The 18435-nt window shown below is 62.9% G+C and carries 17 protein-coding genes; 10 read left to right on the forward strand and 7 right to left on the reverse strand.

The genetic code is table 11. The annotated features are described in order from the left end of the window. Positions 1 to 147 precede the first annotated feature (147 nt). Positions 148 to 1122 carry a ribosome small subunit-dependent GTPase A gene (gene rsgA / locus WBH99_RS01660; RefSeq protein ID WP_424218371.1) on the reverse strand — a complete coding sequence of 325 codons (975 nt, stop codon included), beginning with the start codon at positions 1120 to 1122 and terminating at the stop codon, positions 148 to 150. Further along, the gene (locus WBH99_RS01665) at positions 1103 to 2437 is read right to left on the reverse strand and encodes a M48 family metallopeptidase (protein ID WP_424218372.1); all 1335 of its coding nucleotides are present in this window, start codon (positions 2435 to 2437) and stop codon (positions 1103 to 1105) included. Before WBH99_RS01665 ends, rsgA begins: the two co-directional genes overlap by 20 nt. 43 nt (positions 2438 to 2480) lie before the next feature. Here WBH99_RS01665 and orn point away from each other — a divergent pair, with 43 nt between their 5' ends. Then, positions 2481 to 3026, forward strand: a complete 546-nt coding sequence (gene orn / locus WBH99_RS01670) for an oligoribonuclease (protein WP_424218373.1) — start codon at positions 2481 to 2483, stop codon at positions 3024 to 3026. Between the two features lie 23 nt (positions 3027 to 3049). Further along, positions 3050 to 3664 carry a c-type cytochrome gene (locus WBH99_RS01675; RefSeq protein WP_424218374.1) on the forward strand — a complete coding sequence of 205 codons (615 nt, stop codon included), beginning with the start codon at positions 3050 to 3052 and terminating at the stop codon, positions 3662 to 3664. A gap of 8 nt (positions 3665 to 3672) precedes the next feature. On the opposite strand, the gene WBH99_RS01680 is transcribed toward WBH99_RS01675, so the two are convergent. From WBH99_RS01680 to trxA, 4 genes are all read right to left on the reverse strand, one after another. After that, on the reverse strand, positions 3673 to 5292 hold the full coding sequence (locus tag WBH99_RS01680; RefSeq protein WP_424218375.1) for an ArnT family glycosyltransferase: 1620 nt from the start codon (positions 5290 to 5292) through the stop codon (positions 3673 to 3675). A gap of 73 nt (positions 5293 to 5365) precedes the next feature. Further along, positions 5366 to 5581 carry a 50S ribosomal protein L31 gene (rpmE, locus tag WBH99_RS01685; RefSeq protein ID WP_424218376.1) on the reverse strand — a complete coding sequence of 72 codons (216 nt, stop codon included), beginning with the start codon at positions 5579 to 5581 and terminating at the stop codon, positions 5366 to 5368. A gap of 104 nt (positions 5582 to 5685) precedes the next feature. Beyond that, positions 5686 to 6945, reverse strand: a complete 1260-nt coding sequence (gene rho / locus WBH99_RS01690) for a transcription termination factor Rho (RefSeq protein ID WP_424218377.1) — start codon at positions 6943 to 6945, stop codon at positions 5686 to 5688. A 131-nt stretch (positions 6946 to 7076) separates the two neighbouring features. After that, positions 7077 to 7403, reverse strand: coding sequence for a thioredoxin TrxA (trxA, locus tag WBH99_RS01695; RefSeq protein WP_424218378.1), 327 nt, complete (start codon positions 7401 to 7403; stop codon positions 7077 to 7079). Positions 7404 to 7700: 297 nt separating this feature from the next. Here trxA and carA point away from each other — a divergent pair, with 297 nt between their 5' ends. The 4 genes from carA (at position 7701) to WBH99_RS01715 (ending at position 13127) form a co-directional block, all read left to right on the forward strand. Beyond that, on the forward strand, positions 7701 to 8858 hold the full coding sequence (gene carA, locus WBH99_RS01700) for a glutamine-hydrolyzing carbamoyl-phosphate synthase small subunit (RefSeq protein ID WP_424218408.1): 1158 nt from the start codon (positions 7701 to 7703) through the stop codon (positions 8856 to 8858). A gap of 47 nt (positions 8859 to 8905) precedes the next feature. Beyond that, complete coding sequence (gene carB, locus WBH99_RS01705) at positions 8906 to 12112, forward strand: carbamoyl-phosphate synthase large subunit (protein ID WP_424218379.1); 3207 nt, start codon at positions 8906 to 8908, stop codon at positions 12110 to 12112. A gap of 70 nt (positions 12113 to 12182) precedes the next feature. Continuing rightward, positions 12183 to 12659: a transcription elongation factor GreA gene (gene greA / locus WBH99_RS01710; protein WP_424218380.1), complete on the forward strand. Its 477-nt coding sequence runs from the start codon at positions 12183 to 12185 to the stop codon at positions 12657 to 12659. 6 nt (positions 12660 to 12665) lie between these two features. After that, positions 12666 to 13127 carry a DUF4149 domain-containing protein gene (locus WBH99_RS01715; RefSeq protein WP_424218381.1) on the forward strand — a complete coding sequence of 154 codons (462 nt, stop codon included), beginning with the start codon at positions 12666 to 12668 and terminating at the stop codon, positions 13125 to 13127. A 25-nt stretch (positions 13128 to 13152) separates the two neighbouring features. On the opposite strand, the gene WBH99_RS01720 is transcribed toward WBH99_RS01715, so the two are convergent. Next, on the reverse strand, positions 13153 to 13506 hold the full coding sequence (locus tag WBH99_RS01720; RefSeq protein WP_424218382.1) for a YhbY family RNA-binding protein: 354 nt from the start codon (positions 13504 to 13506) through the stop codon (positions 13153 to 13155). 34 nt (positions 13507 to 13540) lie between these two features. On the opposite strand from WBH99_RS01720, the gene rlmE reads away from it, so the two are divergent. The 4 genes from rlmE to glmM all read left to right on the forward strand — a co-directional run bounded on the left by rlmE (position 13541) and on the right by glmM (position 18377). Continuing rightward, positions 13541 to 14161: a 23S rRNA (uridine(2552)-2'-O)-methyltransferase RlmE gene (gene rlmE, locus WBH99_RS01725; RefSeq protein ID WP_424218383.1), complete on the forward strand. Its 621-nt coding sequence runs from the start codon at positions 13541 to 13543 to the stop codon at positions 14159 to 14161. A gap of 62 nt (positions 14162 to 14223) precedes the next feature. Next, positions 14224 to 16104, forward strand: coding sequence for an ATP-dependent zinc metalloprotease FtsH (ftsH, locus tag WBH99_RS01730; RefSeq protein WP_424218384.1), 1881 nt, complete (start codon positions 14224 to 14226; stop codon positions 16102 to 16104). Positions 16105 to 16188: 84 nt separating this feature from the next. Beyond that, a complete protein-coding gene (gene folP / locus WBH99_RS01735; protein WP_424218385.1) occupies positions 16189 to 17025 on the forward strand; it encodes a dihydropteroate synthase in 837 nt (278 codons plus the stop codon). Further along, entirely contained in the window at positions 17022 to 18377 is a 1356-nt protein-coding gene (gene glmM / locus WBH99_RS01740) for a phosphoglucosamine mutase (RefSeq protein WP_424218386.1), read from the forward strand. Before folP ends, glmM begins: the two co-directional genes overlap by 4 nt. The last annotated feature ends 58 nt before the right edge of the window (positions 18378 to 18435 follow it).

The raw sequence follows: 18435 nt of genomic DNA on the forward strand, positions 1-18435 counted from the left end.
CACGCCAACGCCATCACCACCGCCGAGGTGCTGCAGGAGCTGATCGCGCTCGCCAAGGACATCCGCGCCGCCCAGGGAAGAGTGCTTGCGCTTTGAAGCCGGGCGGAACCTGGAGGTTGCAGTCGCCACTTTGCTGCGCTGAGGGTTTCAGCCTTTGCCCAGTTCTCTGGCCAGTTCCTGGAACAGGTGCATGCGCGCCGGGGTGATGTGTCCTGCCGATACGGCGGCCTGCAGGGCGCAGCCCGGTTCCTGCAGGTGCCGGCAGTTGCGGAAGCGGCACTGGCCCAGATGGGGGCCGAATTCCGGGAAGGCCTGTTCCAGGTCGCTGAAATCCAGATGGCGCAGGCCGAATTCCTGCAAGCCCGGAGAGTCGATGAGGTGGCTTTCCCTGTCCAGATGGTAGAGCCTGGCAAAGGTGGTGGTGTGCTTGCCGGAATCGAGGGCGGCGGAAATTTCCCGGGTGGCGGCCCGGGCTTCGGGAAGCAGGGCATTGATGAGGGTGGATTTGCCCATGCCCGACTGACCTACCAGCACACTGGTCTTGCCCTGCAGCCAGGGACGCAGGGTTGTGGCGTCGGCTTGGGCGCAGAGTTCCAGAATCGGGTAATCCAGAGCGGCAAGGGTGGCCAGTCGGGCGCGGGCCTCCGGCAGCCGTTCAGTCAGGTCGCATTTGTTCAGCAGGATCAGGGGAGTGATGCCCTGGCTCTGGGCGGCGATGACGCAGCGCCCCACCAGGGCTTCGGAAAAGGCGGGCTCCGTGGCGACCACGAGGATGATCTGGTCTACATTTGCGGCAATCAGCTTTTCCTTGAATTCGTTGGAGCGATACAGCAGGGTCCGGCGCGGTTCGATCCGATTGATGACACCATGGCCCGGGCTGGTGATGTCCACCTGAACCCGGTCACCGCAGACCGCCTCGCTTTTCTTGCCCCGGGTGCAGCACAGCAGTTCGCGGCCGTCGGGTAGTTCCACCCGGTACTGCCGCCCATGGGCAGCGACGATAAGGGCGGAGGCGGAGGCGGGGCCGGGGGCGGAGGCGGGGCCGGGGGCGGGGGGCGTCAAGATTTCGGGTGGCACAAGGCCGGGGGGGTGGGCATGGGGGTCATTTCCTGAAGGGGTCATGCTGCTGCTCGCGGGAGGCGGCGCCGTGGGTTTCTTCATCGGGAAAGCCGCCGGTGTTGATCCGGGCATTGCCGGCGGCCAGCCAGCGCAGACGGGCGATCCGCTGGCTGGCGGGGGGGTGGGAATCGTAGAACAGGGAATGGATCGGGTCCGGTGTCAGGGTGGCGGCATTGTCTTCATAAAGCTTCACCAGGGCATCGCTCAGATCCGCGGCCGAGGCCATCCGGGCTGCGTAGGCGTCGGCCTGGAATTCGTGGCGGCGGGAGAGGAAACTCATGAAGGGGGTGAGGGGAAAGCCGATGACCGGCAGGACCAGGCCGGACAGCAGCAGTCCCATTGACGTGTTGCCCGTTGCCACCCCCAGGCTCTGATAGAACCACGGGGCGTCGATCAACTGGTCGAGCAGAGCCAGGAGCAGCAGGGCGAGGCTGAAGATCAGGGTGGTGCGCTTGATGATGTGCTTGTGGTGGAAATGGCCCAGTTCATGAGCCAGAACGGCTTCCACCTGAGGCAAGGAGAGGCGTTCCAGCAGGGTGTCGAAGAAGACGATGCGGCGCGCCTTGCCGAATCCGGTGAAGTAGGCGTTGCCATGGCTGGAGCGGCGCGAGCCGTCCATCACGAAGATTTCCCGGGCGCCGAAGTGGCAGCGTTCGAGCAGGGCATCGATGCGCGCCTTCAATTCCCCATCCGCCAGGGGGCTGAAGCGGTTGAAGAGGGGGGCGATCCAGAGGGGGTAGGCGAACAGGATCAGCAGATTGAAACCGATCCAGAGCAGCCCGACATACAGCCACCAGCCGCTGCCCATGATTTCCATCAGCCACAGCACGGCGGCCAGCAGGGGCAGCCCCAACAAGGCGGAAAGCAGGGTCTGCTTGACCCTGTCGGACAGGTACAGCCGCGGGGTCATGCGGTTGAAGCCGAAGCGGGTTTCGAGCCGGAACTGGCGATACAGGTCGAGGGGGATATCCGCCAGGCTGGCAAGCACCACCACGCTGGCGATCAGGGCGATACCGTAGGCCAGCCCTTCAAAGTGGGCGGACCAGAACTCATGCAGGGCATTCAGGCCGCCACCATAGGTCAGGATCAGCAGCACCAGGGTTTCCAGGGCCAGGCCGACCCGGCTCAGGCGGGTTCTCGCGATGGTGTAATCGGCGGCTTTTTGATGGGCGGCCAGACTGATGCGTTCGGCAAAGGCGGCGGGAACCGTGGCCCGGTGGGCTCGCACATGACTTTCCTGGCGCAGGGAAAGCCACAGGCGCAGGGCGATGACCCCCAGGAGAATCAGAATGAACCCGGTAGAAAAAGCTTCAGGCATGAGAATATGACACAATATCCGTTTTAAGGTTTCGGGTAATTATATGGCACGGGATGCAACAAACCTCGTCTGGCTGGATATGGAAATGACGGGCCTCAATCCGGATTCGGACCGGATCATCGAACTGGCCATGGTGGTGACCACCTCCGATCTGGAGTTTCTGGCGGAATCTCCCGTGTGGGTACTGCATCAGCCGGAGAGCGTGCTGGGTGCCATGGACGACTGGAACAAGAAGACCCATGGCCGTTCCGGCCTGATCGAGCGGGTGCGGGCTACCCGCCATACGGAGGCCCAGGTGGAAGCCGAGGCCCTGGCGTTCGTGGGCAGCCATGTTCCGCAGGGGAGCTCGCCCATGTGCGGCAATTCCATCTGCCAGGACCGCCGCTTCATGGCGCGTTACATGCCGGGCCTGGAAGCCTGGTTCCACTACCGCAATCTGGATGTGAGCACCTTGAAGGAACTGTGCAAGCGCTGGACCCCGGCGGTGTACAAAGGTTTCCAGAAAAAGGGCGCCCATGTGGCCCTGGCGGATATTTACGAATCCATCGATGAACTGAAATACTATCGGGAAAACTTCATCAGGCTCTGAACCGGCCGGAAGGAGAGAGGAAGATGAAAAGAATAGTGGGATTGTTCCTGTCGCTGGGGCTGGGGGTTTCGGCCCAGGCAGCCCCGGATGCGGCCCTGCAGGCCTTGCTGGCCGATCCGGCCGCACGGCAGGCGGCTGAGGCGGCCGGGAAGAAGGCGGTCTTTTTCTGTGCCAACTGCCATGGGGAAAACGGGGTGAGCAAGTTGCCCGAGGTGCCCAATCTGGCCGGGCAGAATCCGGCCTATCTGCTAGAGCAGATCCGCAAGTTTGGCAATGGCCAGCGCCGGGATGAATTCATGCAGGGGCTGATCAAGGTGCTGAAGGACGACGAGCGGCTCCAGATGTCGGTGTTCTACGCCAGCCAGCAGCCTTTGCCTGGCAAGCAGGAAGCGGCCCAGGTGGCGGCAGGCAAGGTAATGTACGAGAAGTTGTGTTGGCGTTGCCATGGAGAGCAGGCCAGGGGGAGCGAGATCATTCCGCGCCTGGCAAGTCAGCATCCTGAATACCTGGCCACTGCGGTGATCCGTTATCGGGACAAGACCGGTGAGCGGCGCGATCCCCAGATGTCGAGCGCTGTGGCGCCGCTCAGGGATGAGGATATCAAGGCGATTGCCGCCTATCTCAACACCCTGCCCTGACGGGTTCTTCAGTTGCTGCGCCGATAGAGGCGGAAGCGCTCCTTGCGGTCACCGGGGCGGCTTCCTTCCCAGACCCGTTGCCAGCCCGTCCCGGTGGGCGCCAGTTCCTGACGGGAACTGCCCTGCACCAGCAGCCAGCGGCAATGGGTCTGGCCGGAGCGAGGCAGCGGCGTGAAGCGCAGACGTTCGAAATAAGCAAAGGAAGCCCGCTGGGCATCGCCCAGGTTCTGTGCGGCAATGCAGCCTTGCTGTTGCGGCAATTGCCAGGCCAGATCGGCGGCCAGCTGGCGATAGCTCTTGCCGTAATCAATCCAGGGGAGCCACAGCGAGACCGTCAGCAGCCAGATCGTGGCCAGGCCGGCGCTCCAGCGGGTCAGGCAGCGGTAGGGGGAGCGGGGCAGGGTGAGCAGCAGCCATATCCACCAGAGGCTGGCCAGCAGGGCCAGGGAAAAGTAGAACAGATCAAAATGGCCGACAAAGCCGGGTTCGAGGATGACGGCGCGTTTGGCCAGCCGTTCCGGCCAGCCGAACACCATGGCGCACCAGCCAATCCAGAGCAGCAGGGCGAACACGCTGAAAGCCATGCCGGAAAACCAGTCGAAGGCATTGGCGGCCCCGCGCCGCAGACTCAGGGCGCCCGGGGTGGCCAGCAGCGCCAGGGCCGGCAGGAGCAGGATGGCGGTGGTTTCCTTGGCGGCCATCAAGGCGGGCAGACTGAACAGCCACAGGCCGAAGCTGATCAGGGGCAGCAGGAGTTCGGGGGCGCGCCAGGTGCGGCGTTTCTGCCACAGGCTCCAGCCGGCCAGGGGTAGCAAGGGCCATGAAAACCAGCACAACATATCCAGAAAGGTTTTCAGGTCGCGCCAGTAGTCAGCGGCCTGGCTCAGTTGCCGCCATTCTTGTTGCAGCCAGATGCTCAACCAGAGCGGCGCAGCCGAGGCCAGGAGTAACCAGATTCCCGTGAGCAGGACGCCGGCGCTCACGAGACTGGCGCCGAGGGCCAGCACTACCTGGCGCTTGTCCGGGTAGATTGCCAGGGGAATGAGCAGGCTGCAGAGCAGCAGCAGCAGTCCTCCCATTCCCTGACCAAGCCCGGCCAGGACCAGGGCCGGGGTCAGCAGGAGCGTGGTCATCAGGGGTTTGCGGGGCAGCAGGCTGTAGGCCAGCAGGGTCAGGCTCGTGGCGGTGAGCAGCACCAGCATGGGCTGGGCTTCATGGGCGTGGACCAGCAGGCCGAAACTGCCGGCCAGCAGCAAAGGAGTGGCCGCCGCACTGTGCTGGCCGTAGAGTTCCCGGCCCGCGTAGTAGAGGGCGGCCAGGCTCAGGGCGGTCCACAGGCCACTGGCGAGGCGCAAGGCGTCGTGCAGGGGGAGCAGCCAGTCGAAGAGCCGGCCTGTGAGGGCGGCGCTCCAGTAGAACAGGGGAGCGGCCAGGAAGGGTTGGCCGGCCAGGGAGAGCCCCAGGCCGTGGCCCGGGTCGAGGAAGTCGCGGGCCACGGCCAGGTGGATGACATCCTCGCTTTTCCACGGGTCATGACCAAACAGTCCCGCCAGAACGTAGAAGGCGAGCAGGCCTGCCAGAGTCCAGCCCGAGGGGGGGAGATTGAGGGAGCGGGGCAATCCGTTCATGGTTGGGGTGCAAAGCAAAAAAGGCAGCCTCCCGGCTGCCTTTTTCCTGAGCGTCCAGAGCGGGAGCAGTGGCTCAGGCAGACTTGCGCAGGGCACCAAACTTCTGGTTGAATTTCTCGACCCGGCCGGCGGTGTCCACGATCTTTTGCTTGCCGGTGTAGAAGGGGTGGCAGGCGGAACAGACTTCCACGTGCAGGGCCTTCTTCATGGTGGATCTGGTAGTGAAGGTGTTGCCGCAGGAGCAGGTCACCTGAATTTCTTCGTAATCGGGATGGATGCCGGTTTTCATGTCTGGGTCCTTGAAATAAGCGGCTGGCGGTATTGGCCAGCCTTGGAAAGCGCGTGATTATCGTGGAAAAGTGCTCAGGATGCAAAAATTATTGCATCCACCGGTCAGCCGCGGCGCATGGCGTCGAAAAATTCGCCATTGCTCTTGGTTGACTTGATCTTGTCGAGCAGGAATTCCATCGCTTCCAGGTCATCCATCGGGTACAGCAGTTTTCTCAGGACCCACATCTTTTGCAGGACGTCGGGCTTGAGCAGCAACTCTTCGCGGCGGGTGCCGGAGCGATTGACATTGATGGCCGGATACATGCGCTTTTCCGCCATGCGCCGATCCAGGTGGATTTCCATGTTGCCGGTGCCCTTGAATTCTTCGTAGATCACGTCATCCATGCGCGAGCCGGTTTCAATCAGGGCGGTGGCGATGATGGTGAGTGAGCCGCCTTCCTCGATATTGCGGGCGGCACCAAAGAAACGCTTCGGTTTTTGCAGGGCATTGGCATCGACGCCGCCGGTCAGTACCTTGCCGGAGGCCGGAATCACGGTGTTGTAGGCCCGGGCCAGGCGGGTGATGGAGTCGAGCAGGATGATCACATCCCGCTTCATTTCCACCTGGCGTTTGGCCTTCTCGATCACCATTTCGGCAACCTGGACGTGGCGAATGGCTGGCTCGTCAAAGGTGGATGCCACGACTTCACCGCGTACGGTGCGGGTCATTTCCGTCACTTCTTCGGGGCGCTCGTCGATGAGCAGCACGATCAGGATGGCTTCCGGGTGGTTGGTGGTGAGGGCATGGGCGATGTGCTGCAGCATCACCGTCTTGCCGGACTTGGGGGGGGCGACCAGCAGGCCGCGCTGACCCGCGCCGATGGGGGCGATCATGTCGATCACCCGGCTGGTGATGTTTTCCTCGGCCTTGATGTCCCGTTCGAGCTGCAAGTGACGCGTGGGGTGCAGGGGCGTCAGGTTCTCGAACATCAACTTGTTCTTGGTGACCTCGGGGGGCTCGTTGTTGATCTTGTCGAGCTTGGTCAGGGCGAAGTAGCGCTCCCCATCCTTGGGCGTGCGGATTTCACCCTCGATGGAATCGCCGGTGCGCAGATTGAAACGGCGGATCTGGGAGGGCGAAACATAGATGTCGTCGGTGCCGGCCAGGTAGGACGATTCGGGGGAGCGCAGGAAGCCAAAGCCGTCGGAAAGGATTTCCAGCGTGCCATCACCAAAGATGGCTTCACCTTTTTTGCCCTGAGCTTTCAGGAGCGCAAAGATCAGTTCGTGCTTGCGGAACCGGTTGGCTCCTTCGATGTTGAAGCCGGCGGCCATTTCAACGAGCTGGCTGACGTGAAGCTTCTTGAGTTCGGAAAGATGCATGAGTGTTGAGGCGGTGAAAAAGGACGATGGGGCGCTGACGGCGCAGGGAGGATGCTGGCTACTAGGTGGAGGGGTACTGCAGACGGGCCCTGAATCAGCGGGGGCAGATTCAGGGCCTCAGCGTATGGGAATTACAGATGGCTGTCAATGAAGGCGGTCAGCTGGGACTTGGACAGGGCGCCGACCTTGGTGGCTTCCACATTGCCATTCTTGAAGATCATCAGGGTGGGAATCCCCCGGATGCCAAACCTGGCAGGGGTGGCCTGGTTTTCGTCGATGTTGACCTTGGCTACCTTCAGCTTGCCGGCGTACTCGCTGGCCACTTCATCGAGAATGGGCGCGACCATCTTGCAGGGGCCGCACCATTCGGCCCAGTAATCCACCAGTACCGGTTGCTGGGCTTGCAGCACTTCGGTTTCGAAGGTGTCATCAGTTATGTAGTGGATGTGCTCGCTCATGAGGGCCTCTTGCTATTGGGTAATTATCGGGTAATGGACTGGCGGAGGAAATGCATTGCGGGATGCGGTGGTCCATCGTAACCAAAAAGGGCAGGCATGGGAAGCATCCACGAGCATGGGGCAGGCGTTGGAGAACCCCGAAACAAGGCTGAAACAAGGCTGGAATTTGCCCCAAAAGGGGGCCTCGGGTAGAATGGAAAAGTTTGAGTCAGCATCCTGGGATGATTGCGCATGGCGCGGTCATGCAACTCCAGGATGCCTCCATCATGATAATTCCAGGAGTTTTTCGTGTCGCTGCTGCCTAACTATCCGCCAGCCCTGCTCGTCCTTGCCGATGGAACCGTATTCCGGGGGATCGCCATTGGGGCCACGGGTGTCGCCAGTGGCGAAGTGGTGTTCAACACCGCCATGACCGGGTATCAGGAAATCCTCACCGATCCTTCCTATTGCCGCCAGATTGTCACTCTCACCTATCCCCACATTGGTAACGTGGGCTGCAACCCCGAGGATTTCGAGTCTGCCGCCAATTACGCCGCCGGCCTGGTGATCCGCGACCTGTCCCGGCAAGTTTCCAGCTGGCGCGCCACCGGGAGTCTGCCCGACTACCTGAAGCAGCTCGATGTCGTGGCCATCGCCGGCATCGATACCCGCAAGCTCACCCGCATCCTGCGCGACAAGGGCGCCCAGGCCGGAGCCATCATCGCCGGCGAGGCCGATGCCGCCAGGGCCCTGGCGGCTGCCCGCGCCTTCCCCGGCCTGGCCGGCATGGACCTGGCCAGGGAGGTGAGCGCCAAGGCCAGCTTTACCTGGGAACAGGGCGAGTGGGACCTGGCAAGGGGCCATGCGTCCGCCACCTCCGGCAACAATTCCCGCTTCCATGTGGTGGCCTACGATTTCGGCATCAAGTACAACATCCTGCGCATGCTGGCCGCCCGCGGCTGCAAGCTGACCGTGGTACCCGCCGAGACCCCGGCCGCCGCGGTGCTGGCCCTGAAACCGGACGGCATCTTCCTTTCCAACGGCCCGGGCGACCCGGAGCCCTGTACCTACGCCATCGAAGCCATCCGTGAATTCCTGGACAGGGGGGTGCCCGTGTTCGGCATCTGCCTGGGGCACCAGCTGCTGGCCCTGGCCTCCGGCGCCAGGACGCTGAAGATGAAGTTCGGCCACCACGGCGCCAACCACCCGGTCAAGGACCTGGATTCCGGTCAGGTGCTGATCACAAGCCAGAACCACGGTTTTGCCGTCGATCCCGGCAGCCTGCCCGCCAGGCTGCGGGCCACTCACGTCTCCCTCTTCGATGGCTCCCTGCAGGGCATCGCCCGCACCGACGTGCCGGCCTTCTCCTTCCAGGGCCATCCGGAAGCGAGCCCCGGCCCCCACGACGTGGCCTACCTGTTCGACCGCTTCCTGGACGTCATGACCCGTGGCGTGGCGGCGCTGCAAAAGCCCTGACCGGCACCTGCCGCAGCTCTCAAAAGAATTGAAGACAAAGGCGAAACATGCCCAAGCGTACAGACATTAAAAGCATCCTGATCATCGGCGCCGGACCCATCGTGATCGGCCAGGCCTGCGAGTTCGATTACTCCGGCGCCCAGGCCTGCAAGGCCCTGCGCGAGGAGGGCTACAAGGTGATCCTGGTGAATTCCAACCCGGCCACCATCATGACCGATCCGGAAACCGCCGACGTCACCTATATCGAGCCCATTACCTGGCAGGTGCTGGCCAAGATCATCGAGAAGGAACGTCCCGACGCCCTCTTGCCCACCATGGGCGGCCAGACCGCGCTCAACTGCGCCCTGGACCTGGACCGGGAAGGGGTGCTGGCCCAGTTCGGCGTGGAACTGATCGGTGCTTCCAGGGAAGCTATCGACAAGGCCGAGGACCGGCAGAAATTCAAGGACGCCATGACCCGGATCGGTCTCGGCTCTGCCCGGTCGGCCACCGCCCACAGCATGGAAGAGGCCTGCCAGGTCCAGGCCGTGATCGGCTTTCCCACCATCATCCGCCCGTCCTTTACCCTGGGGGGAACCGGCGGCGGCATCGCCTACAACATGGAAGAGTTCGAGATCATCTGCAAGCGCGGTCTCGAAGCCTCGCCCACCCACGAGCTGCTGATCGAGGAATCGCTGCTGGGCTGGAAGGAATACGAGATGGAAGTGGTCCGCGACAAGGCGGACAACTGCATCATCATCTGTTCCATCGAGAACCTGGACCCCATGGGCGTCCATACCGGCGACTCCATCACCGTGGCGCCGGCCCAGACCCTGACCGACAAGGAATACCAGCTGCTGCGCAATGCCTCCATCGCCGTGCTGCGCGAGATCGGCGTCGATACCGGTGGTTCCAACGTGCAGTTCTCCATCAATCCCAAGGATGGCCGCTGCATCGTCATCGAGATGAATCCCCGGGTGTCCCGTTCCTCCGCCCTGGCTTCCAAGGCCACCGGCTTTCCCATCGCCAAGGTGGCGGCAAAGCTGGCCGTGGGTTACACCCTGGACGAGCTGGCCAATGAGATCACCGGCGGCAAGACCCCGGCCTCTTTCGAGCCCTCCATCGACTATGTGGTCACCAAGGTGCCCCGTTTCGCCTTCGAGAAATTTCCCCAGGCCGACTCCACCCTGACGACCCAGATGAAGTCCGTGGGCGAGGTGATGGCGATTGGCCGCACCTTCCAGGAATCCCTGCAAAAGGCCCTGCGCGGCCTCGAAGTGGGGGTGGACGGCTTCAACCTGAAATCCGTCGATCCCGAAACCATCGATGAGCAGCTGGCTCGTCCCACGCCGGACCGCCTCTGGTACGTGGCGGACGCCTTCGGCATCGGCATGTCCCAGGACAAGGTGTTTGAGCTCACCCGGATCGACCCCTGGTTCCTGGCCCAGATCAAGGAGATCGTGGATCTGGAACTGGAGCTGGAAAAGCGCAGCTTCGGCGAGCTCTCCGCCGAAGAAGTGCGCCATCTGAAGCGCAAGGGCTTTTCCGACCGGCGCCTGGCCTCCCTGACCCGGACCACCGAGTCCGAAGTGCGCAAGCAACGCCACGCCCTGGGCGTGCGCCCGGTCTATAAGCGGGTGGATACCTGCGCCGCCGAGTTCGCCAGCAACACCGCCTACCTCTATTCCACCTACGAGGACGAGTGCGAGTCGGCGCCCACGGACAAGAAGAAGATCATGGTCCTGGGCGGCGGGCCGAACCGCATCGGCCAGGGCATCGAATTCGACTACTGCTGCGTCCATGCCGCCATGGCCATGCGTGAAGATGGTTTCGAGACCATCATGGTCAATTGCAACCCGGAAACCGTGTCCACCGACTACGACACGTCCGACCGCCTTTATTTCGAGCCCCTGACCCTGGAAGACGTGCTGGAGATCGTCGCCATCGAAAAACCCGTGGGCGTGATCGTCCAGTATGGCGGCCAGACGCCCCTGAAGCTGGCCCTGGATCTGGAAGCCAACGGCGTGCCCATCATCGGCACCACGCCGGAATGCATCGACATCGCCGAGGACCGGGAGCGCTTCCAGAAGCTGCTGCATGAGCTGGGCTTGAAGCAGCCTCCCAACCGCACCGCCCGCACCGAGGAAGAGGCCCTGCGCCTGGCCCAGGAAATCGGCTATCCGCTGGTGGTGCGGCCCTCCTATGTGCTGGGCGGCCGGGCCATGGAGATCGTCCATGAGCAAAAGGACCTGGAGCGTTACATGCGCGAGGCCGTCAAGGTCTCCCACGACTCTCCGGTGTTGCTGGACCGCTTCCTCAACGACGCCGTCGAGTGCGATGTCGATGCGCTGTCGGACGGCGAGGAAGTGATCATCGGCGGCGTCATGGAACACATCGAACAGGCCGGCGTGCACTCCGGCGACTCGGCCTGTTCGCTGCCGCCGTATTCGCTGTCGGCGGCGCTGCAGGACGAACTGCGTCGGCAAACCAAGCTGATGGCCAAGGCGCTCGATGTCTGCGGCCTGATGAATGTCCAGTTCGCCATCAAGGACGATGTGGTGTATGTGCTGGAAGTCAATCCCCGCGCCTCCCGCACCGTGCCCTTTGTCTCCAAGGCCACCGGCCTGCCGCTGGCCAAGATCGCCGCCCGCTGCATGGCCGGCAGGAGCCTGAAATCCCAGGGCGTCACCGCCGAGCTGGTGCCGCCTTATTTCTCCGTCAAGGAAGCGGTGTTCCCCTTTGTCAAGTTCCCCGGCGTGGATACCATCCTGGGGCCCGAGATGAAGTCCACCGGCGAGGTGATGGGAGTGGGCCGCAGCTTTGCCGAAGCCTTCGTCAAGTCCCAGCTGGCCGCCGGGGTCAAGCTGCCGGCCAGCGGCAAGGTGTTCCTGTCCGTCAAGGAAGGTGACAAGCCCAAGGCCGTGGAAATCGCCCGCCACCTGGCCAATGCCGGTTTCAGCGTCCTCGCCACCCGGGGCACGGCGGCGGCGATTGCCGCAGCCGGCATTGCCGTGCAGGCGGTCAACAAGGTCACCGAGGGCCGTCCCCATATCGTGGACATGATCAAGAACAACGAGATCGCCCTGATCATCAATACCGTGGACGAAAAGCGCCAGGCCATCAACGACTCCCGTTCGATCCGGACTTCCGGCCTGCAGGCCCGGGTGACCATGTACACCACCATCTGGGGGGCCGAGGCGGCTGCCGAGGGCATCACCTCCGGGGGGGATCTGGTGGTCTACCCGATTCAGGCCCTGCATGGCGAACTGCAGTAATCCTTGGTTCAGAACCGCCGGGGTGGCTCTTGCAAAGCGCCGGCGGTTTTTCTTTAGGTAAGAGAAGAATATGAGCAAAGTACCGCTGACCGTCGCCGGCGCCGAAAAGCTGCGCGAAGAACTGCATCGCCTCAAGACAGTGGATCGGCCTGCCGTCATCGCGGCCATTGCCGAAGCCCGCTCCCATGGCGACCTGTCCGAAAACGCCGAATACGATGCGGCCAAGGAGCGCCAGGGCTTCATCGAAGGGCGGATCCAGGAAGTGGAGGGCAAGCTCTCCAACGCCCAGATCATCGATCCCCGTCTGCTCGATGTGGATGGCCGCTGCGTGTTTGGTTCCACCGTGGAAATGGAGGATCAAGATTCGGGCGAGGTGGTGACCTACCAGATCGTCGGCGAGGACGAGGCCGACATCAAGGAGGGCAAGATTTATGTGGGTTCGCCCATGGCCCGGGCCCTGATCGGCAAGTATGCCGGCGATATCGCCCAGGTCCAGGCACCCGGCGGCATCCGGGAATTCGAAATCCTCGACGTCCGCTACGAGTAGGCCAGGGTGCGCCGAATCGCCGATGCCCTGTTCCAGGTCGCCCTGACCCTCTGGGTCGGAGGGCTGTGGACGATCGGTTATGTGGTGGCGCCCACCCTTTTCCATATCCTGGAAAGCCGCCAGCAGGCCGGCGCCATTGCCGGACACATGTTCGAGGTGTCCGGTTGGCTGGGCATGGGGCTGGGGACTTTCCTGTTGCTGTTCCTGCTCTTGCGCCAGGGGTTCGGGGCGATGCGCACCCTGGCGTTCTGGCTGGCGGCACTGATGCTCATTCTGACGGCCGTCAGCCTGTTCGGCATTCAGCCCCTGATGGCCCAGATGAAACTCGATGCCCTGCCCAGGGATGTGATGGACAGCCTGCTGCGGGACCGGTTTTCAACCTGGCACGGCATCTCCAGCAGCCTCTATCTGCTCCAGAGCCTGCTGGGGCTGGCCCTGTTGCTGCGGGTCGGCCGGGGTGTGCGCTGATCCGGTGTGTCGCTGATCCGGTGTGTTATTGATAGCTGCGCTTGCTGCGGCGCAGCGGGCTGTTGCGGGGGCGGGAGGGTTTGCTGACTTTGGCGCCAGCCTCTCCTTCCGGCCGGGGACGCCAGATCACCAGGAGTTTGCCGATATGTTGAACCGGAGCGGCACCCAGATTGGTGCACAGGGTGGCAAGATAGCCTTCCCGGACGTCGCGGTCGTCATCATAGACCCGGATCTTGATCAATTCATGGGCCTTCAGGCAGCTGTCGACCTCCTTTAGCACGGCATCGGAGAGACCCTGCTGGGCGATGGAAACCACGGGGTTCAGGCCATGGGCCCGGGCCCGCAACTGGCGGCGCTGCTCGGATGAAATCAGCAACATTGAGTAACCTTTTCTGAAACGGACATTTTACCGGATGGCAAGAACGAGAACCAGCAAAGCGTGGATGCGCGAGCATGTGAATGATCTCTATGTGCAGTTGGCCAAAAAGGATGGCTGGCGTTCCCGGGCGGCCTTCAAACTCATGGAAATCGACGACAAGGACAAACTCATCCAGGCTGGCGCCAGGGTGGTGGACCTGGGGGCCGCCCCTGGCGGCTGGTCCCAGGTGGCCGCCCGGCGGGTGGGGGAGAAGGGGCGGGTGTTTGCCATGGATATTCTCGAAATGCAGGGCATTGCCGGGGTGGAGTTCATCCAGGGGGATTTTCGCGAGGATGAGGTGCTGCGCCGGCTCGAGGCACTGCTGCTCGGGCACAAGGTCGATCTGGTGATGTCGGACATGGCGCCCAATATGTCCGGTGTTGCGCTGATGGACCAGGCCCGGGGGATGTATCTGGCGGAACTGGCCCTGGAATTCGCCCAGGCCCATCTCAAGCCCGACGGCGCTTTTCTCGTCAAGGTCTTCCAGGGAACTGATTTCGAAAAGTTTGTCAAAGTTGTACGGGAAGCCTTCTCCAGCGTGGGCACACGCAAACCCAAGGCATCCCGCGACCGGAGCGCCGAGTTGTATCTTCTGGCCAGAAACTTGCGCTCCTGATGTTTCTCATTAGAATCCCATACTTCGCTGTAAATGCCTCTGGCACCTGAAGGAGAGAAAGCTTGAACAACATGTTCAAAAACCTGGCGGTCTGGCTCGTCATCGGTCTGGTGCTGATGACGGTCTTCAATCAATTCAACACGCGCCAGGTCAGCAATAACGCCATCGATTATTCCCAGTTCATCGAGGAGGTCCGGGATGGCCACATTTCCAAGGTGGTCATGGAGGGCCGCACCCTGAAGGCCACCACGACGGACGGCAAGCGTATTACCTCGGTTGCTCCTCCCGATCTCTGGCTGGTGTCCGACCTGCTCAAGTATGGCGTCAAGATCGAAGCCAAGGCTGAAGAAGAGCCCTCGATGCTGATGAGCATTTTCGTCAGCTGGTTCCCGATGCTGCTGTTGATTGGCGTCTGGGTGTTCTTCATGCGCCAGATGCAGGGCGGCGGCAAGGGCGGCGCCTTTTCCTTTGGCAAGTCCAAGGCCCGGATGATGGATGAGTCGACCAACGCCATCACTTTTGCCGACGTTGCCGGTTGCGACGAGGCCAAGGAAGAGGTCCAGGAAATCGTCGATTTCCTGCGCGATCCGACCAAGTTCCAGAAACTGGGCGGCCGCATTCCCAAGGGGGTGCTGATGGTCGGCAATCCGGGTACCGGCAAGACCTTGCTCGCCAAGGCCATCGCCGGCGAGGCCAAGGTGCCGTTCTTCAGCATTTCCGGTTCGGATTTCGTCGAAATGTTCGTCGGCGTGGGTGCCGCCCGGGTGCGCGACATGTTCGAGAATGCCAAGAAGCACGCGCCGTGCATCATCTTCATCGATGAAATCGATGCCGTGGGCCGTCATCGCGGTGCCGGGCTCGGAGGGGGTAACGACGAGCGGGAACAGACCCTGAACCAGTTGCTGGTGGAGATGGATGGTTTCGAAGGTCACACGGGCATCATCGTCATTGCCGCCACCAACCGGCCCGACATTCTCGACCCGGCCTTGCTGCGTCCCGGGCGCTTCGACCGCCAGGTGGTCGTGCCGCTGCCCGACATCCGTGGCCGCGAGCAGATCCTGCTGGTGCACATGCGCAAGATTCCCATGGCCGGCGATGTCAAGGCCGACATCATCGCCCGGGGCACTCCCGGCTTTTCCGGTGCCGACCTGGCCAACCTGGTGAACGAAGCGGCGCTGTTCGCGGCACGCAGCAACAAGCGCCTCGTAGACATGGAGGACTTCGAGCGGGCCAAGGACAAGATCATGATGGGCGCCGAGCGTCGCTCCATGGTCATGACCGAGGAAGAGAAGATGAATACCGCTTACCACGAATCCGGTCATGCCGTGGTGGCCAAACTGATGCCCAAGTCCGATCCCGTCCATAAAGTCACCATCATTCCCCGGGGCCGGGCCCTGGGGTTGACCATGCAGTTGCCCGAGCAGGACCGTTACGCTTATGACCGGCAATATCTGATGAGCCGGATCGCCGTGCTGTTCGGCGGTCGGATCGCCGAAGAACTGTTCATGAACCAGATGACCACCGGGGCCTCGAACGACTTCGAGCGGGCTACGGCCATGGCGCGGGACATGGTGACCCGTTACGGCATGTCCGACCTGGGGGTGATGGTCTACGGCGAAAATGAGGGTGAGGTCTTCCTGGGCCGCTCCGTGACCCAGCACAAGAATGTCTCGGAATCCACCATGCAGAAGGTGGATGCCGAGATTCGCCGCATCATCGATCAGCAATACGCCCTGGCGCGCCAGCTGCTCGAAGAGAACCGGGACAAGGTCGAGGCCATGGCCAAGGCCTTGCTGGAGTGGGAGACCATCGATGCCGAGCAGATTGACGACATCATGGCGGGCAAGCCGCCCCGGCCGCCCAAGCCCACCCAGACCCTGTCGAAGCCTTCCGGCCATGGCGGCACGCCGGACGCAGCGCCCAACGCACCGGCTACGGCCTGATCCATCCAGCCCGCCATTACGCCTGCCATTACGCCTGCCATTACGCCGGAACTCCCCGGGTTTCCGGCGTTTTTCATTCCCGTCATGAAAAAATTGCACTGCGCTTCCTACCGGCTTTCCCTGGACCGCCCACGGCTGATGGGGATCGTCAACCTGACGCCGGATTCCTTTTCCGGTGATGGCCTGGCGGGACGTACCGGGGCTGCCCTGGATCATGCCCGGGCACAACTGGAAGCCGGGGCCGACATCCTGGATCTGGGCGCCGAGTCCACCAAGCCAGGGATCCAGCCTACCTCCTTGCAGGAAGAACTGGACCGGCTGCTGCCGGTGCTGGAAGTGGTCAGCACCTGGGGGGTTCCCGTTTCCGTCGATACCTGCAAGCCCCAGGTCATGGCGGCTTCCCTGGCAAGCGGGGCCAGCATGATCAACGACATCAACGGTCTGCGCGCGCCAGGGGCGCTGGAGGTAGTGGCCGCCAGCGATTGTGGCATCTGCCTGATGCACATGCAGGGGGAGCCCCGCCATATGCAGGAATCCCCGGTCTATGGGGATGTGGTGGCGGAGGTGCGGGCCTTTCTGGCGGCGCGGACCCAAGCCTGTCGACAGGCCGGGATTGCTGAGGAGCGGCTGGTGCTGGACCCCGGCTTTGGTTTTGGCAAGACCTTGCACCATAATCTCGAACTTTTCGCTGGCCTGGCCCGGCTGGCCGTAGATGGCTTGCCCCTGCTGGTGGGCGTGTCACGCAAATCGATGCTGGGCGCCGTGACCGGTCGGCCGGTGCAGCAGCGTCTGGCGGCCAGTCTGGCGGCTGCCGTGCTGGCCGCCGCCAAAGGGGCGCGCATCATCCGCGTCCATGATGTGGCGCAAACCCGGGATGCTCTGGCGGTGTGGTCAGCGATCGAACAGGAACAAACCGCATGAGTAGAAAATATTTTGGTACGGATGGGGTGCGCGGCAAGGTCGGGGCGTTTCCCATCACCCCCGCGTTCGCTCTGCAACTGGGCCATGCAGCAGGCCGGGTGCTGGTGGCCCAGGACACCTCGTCCCCGGGGGAGCGTCCGACGGTGCTGATCGGCAAGGACACCCGGGTCTCCGGTTATCTGCTCGAAGCGGCACTGGAGGCCGGTTTTGCCGCCGCCGGGGTGGATGTCTGTCTGGTAGGCCCCTTGCCGACTCCGGGCGTGGCGTATCTGACCCGGGCCTTGCGGCTCCAGGCCGGGGTGGTGATTTCAGCTTCCCACAATCCCTATGACGATAACGGCATCAAGTTCTTTTCGGCGCTCGGCACCAAGCTGCCGGATGAGGTGGAACAGGCCATCGAGGCCGAGATGGATGTCCCTATGGGCTGTGTTGAATCCGCCCGCCTGGGCCGGGCCCGGCGCATCGATGATGCCCGGGGCCGCTATATCGAATTTTGCAAGAGCACCTTTCCCAATGAGCTCAACCTGCGGGGCCTGAAGCTGGTGGTCGATTGCGCCCATGGCGCGGCGTATCACGTGGCGCCCGAGGTTTTCCATGAACTGGGGGCCGAAGTTCATGCGATCGGCGCCGAGCCCAATGGCCTCAACATCAATGCAGGTTGCGGGGCCACGGCCCCTGGCGCCCTGCGTCAGGCGGTGCTCGAGCAGGGTGCCGACCTGGGCATCGCCCTGGATGGCGACGGGGATCGGCTGGTGATGGTGGATGCTTCCGGCTGCATTCATGACGGAGACTCGCTGTTGTATGCCATCGTGGTTGGCCGCCTGGCCCAGGGGCAGAAGGTGGCCGGGGTGGTCGGCACCCTGATGAGCAACCTCGCCCTGGAACATGGCCTGGCGGCCCTGGGCGTGCCTTTTCTGCGTGCGGCGGTGGGCGACCGCTATGTGCTGGAGATGCTGCTGGAAAAGGGCTGGCTGCTCGGCGGCGAGAACTCCGGCCACATCCTTTGCCTCGACAAGCACAGTACCGGGGATGGCATCATCGCCGCCTTGCAGGTGCTGGCGGCGCTGCGTCAGCAGGATAAATCACCTGCGGAACTGCTGGGGGCCTTGTCCCTGTATCCCCAGGTGCTGATCAATGTGCCCATGGTCAAGGGCTTTGCCTGGCAGGACAGCGCCGTCATTGCCGCTGCCCGCGCGGCCGCCGAGCAGAGGCTGGCAGGCCAGGGCAGGGTGCTGCTGCGCGCTTCTGGCACCGAGCCCCTGTTGCGGATCATGGTCGAAGGGCGGGATGCCGGCCTGGTGCGCGCCCAGGCCGAGGCCCTGGCTCAGGCGGTATGTGCGGCGTCAGCCTGATCGGCGATGGGCCTGCTTGCTGCAGGTCTATCACCGTTTTGTAACAAACGTGTAATGC

Origin of the sequence: Azovibrio sp. (assembly GCF_049658005.1) — a bacterium.
Taxonomy (GTDB): Bacteria; Pseudomonadota; Gammaproteobacteria; order Burkholderiales; family Rhodocyclaceae; genus Azovibrio.

What these genes read in the sequence shown, in the direction of transcription:
- rsgA (WP_424218371.1), bottom strand. Translation starts at nt 1,122, where the DNA reads ATGACCCCTTCAGGAAATGACCCCCATGCCCACCCCCCCGGCCTTGTG.
- WBH99_RS01665 (WP_424218372.1), bottom strand. Translation starts at nt 2,437, where the DNA reads ATGCCTGAAGCTTTTTCTACCGGGTTCATTCTGATTCTCCTGGGGGTC.
- orn (WP_424218373.1), top strand. Translation starts at nt 2,481, where the DNA reads ATGGCACGGGATGCAACAAACCTCGTCTGGCTGGATATGGAAATGACG.
- WBH99_RS01675 (WP_424218374.1), top strand. Translation starts at nt 3,050, where the DNA reads ATGAAAAGAATAGTGGGATTGTTCCTGTCGCTGGGGCTGGGGGTTTCG.
- WBH99_RS01680 (WP_424218375.1), bottom strand. Translation starts at nt 5,292, where the DNA reads ATGAACGGATTGCCCCGCTCCCTCAATCTCCCCCCCTCGGGCTGGACT.
- rpmE (WP_424218376.1), bottom strand. Translation starts at nt 5,581, where the DNA reads ATGAAAACCGGCATCCATCCCGATTACGAAGAAATTCAGGTGACCTGC.
- rho (WP_424218377.1), bottom strand. Translation starts at nt 6,945, where the DNA reads ATGCATCTTTCCGAACTCAAGAAGCTTCACGTCAGCCAGCTCGTTGAA.
- trxA (WP_424218378.1), bottom strand. Translation starts at nt 7,403, where the DNA reads ATGAGCGAGCACATCCACTACATAACTGATGACACCTTCGAAACCGAA.
- carB (WP_424218379.1), top strand. Translation starts at nt 8,906, where the DNA reads ATGCCCAAGCGTACAGACATTAAAAGCATCCTGATCATCGGCGCCGGA.
- greA (WP_424218380.1), top strand. Translation starts at nt 12,183, where the DNA reads ATGAGCAAAGTACCGCTGACCGTCGCCGGCGCCGAAAAGCTGCGCGAA.
- WBH99_RS01720 (WP_424218382.1), bottom strand. Translation starts at nt 13,506, where the DNA reads ATGTTGCTGATTTCATCCGAGCAGCGCCGCCAGTTGCGGGCCCGGGCC.
- rlmE (WP_424218383.1), top strand. Translation starts at nt 13,541, where the DNA reads ATGGCAAGAACGAGAACCAGCAAAGCGTGGATGCGCGAGCATGTGAAT.
- folP (WP_424218385.1), top strand. Translation starts at nt 16,189, where the DNA reads ATGAAAAAATTGCACTGCGCTTCCTACCGGCTTTCCCTGGACCGCCCA.
- glmM (WP_424218386.1), top strand. Translation starts at nt 17,022, where the DNA reads ATGAGTAGAAAATATTTTGGTACGGATGGGGTGCGCGGCAAGGTCGGG.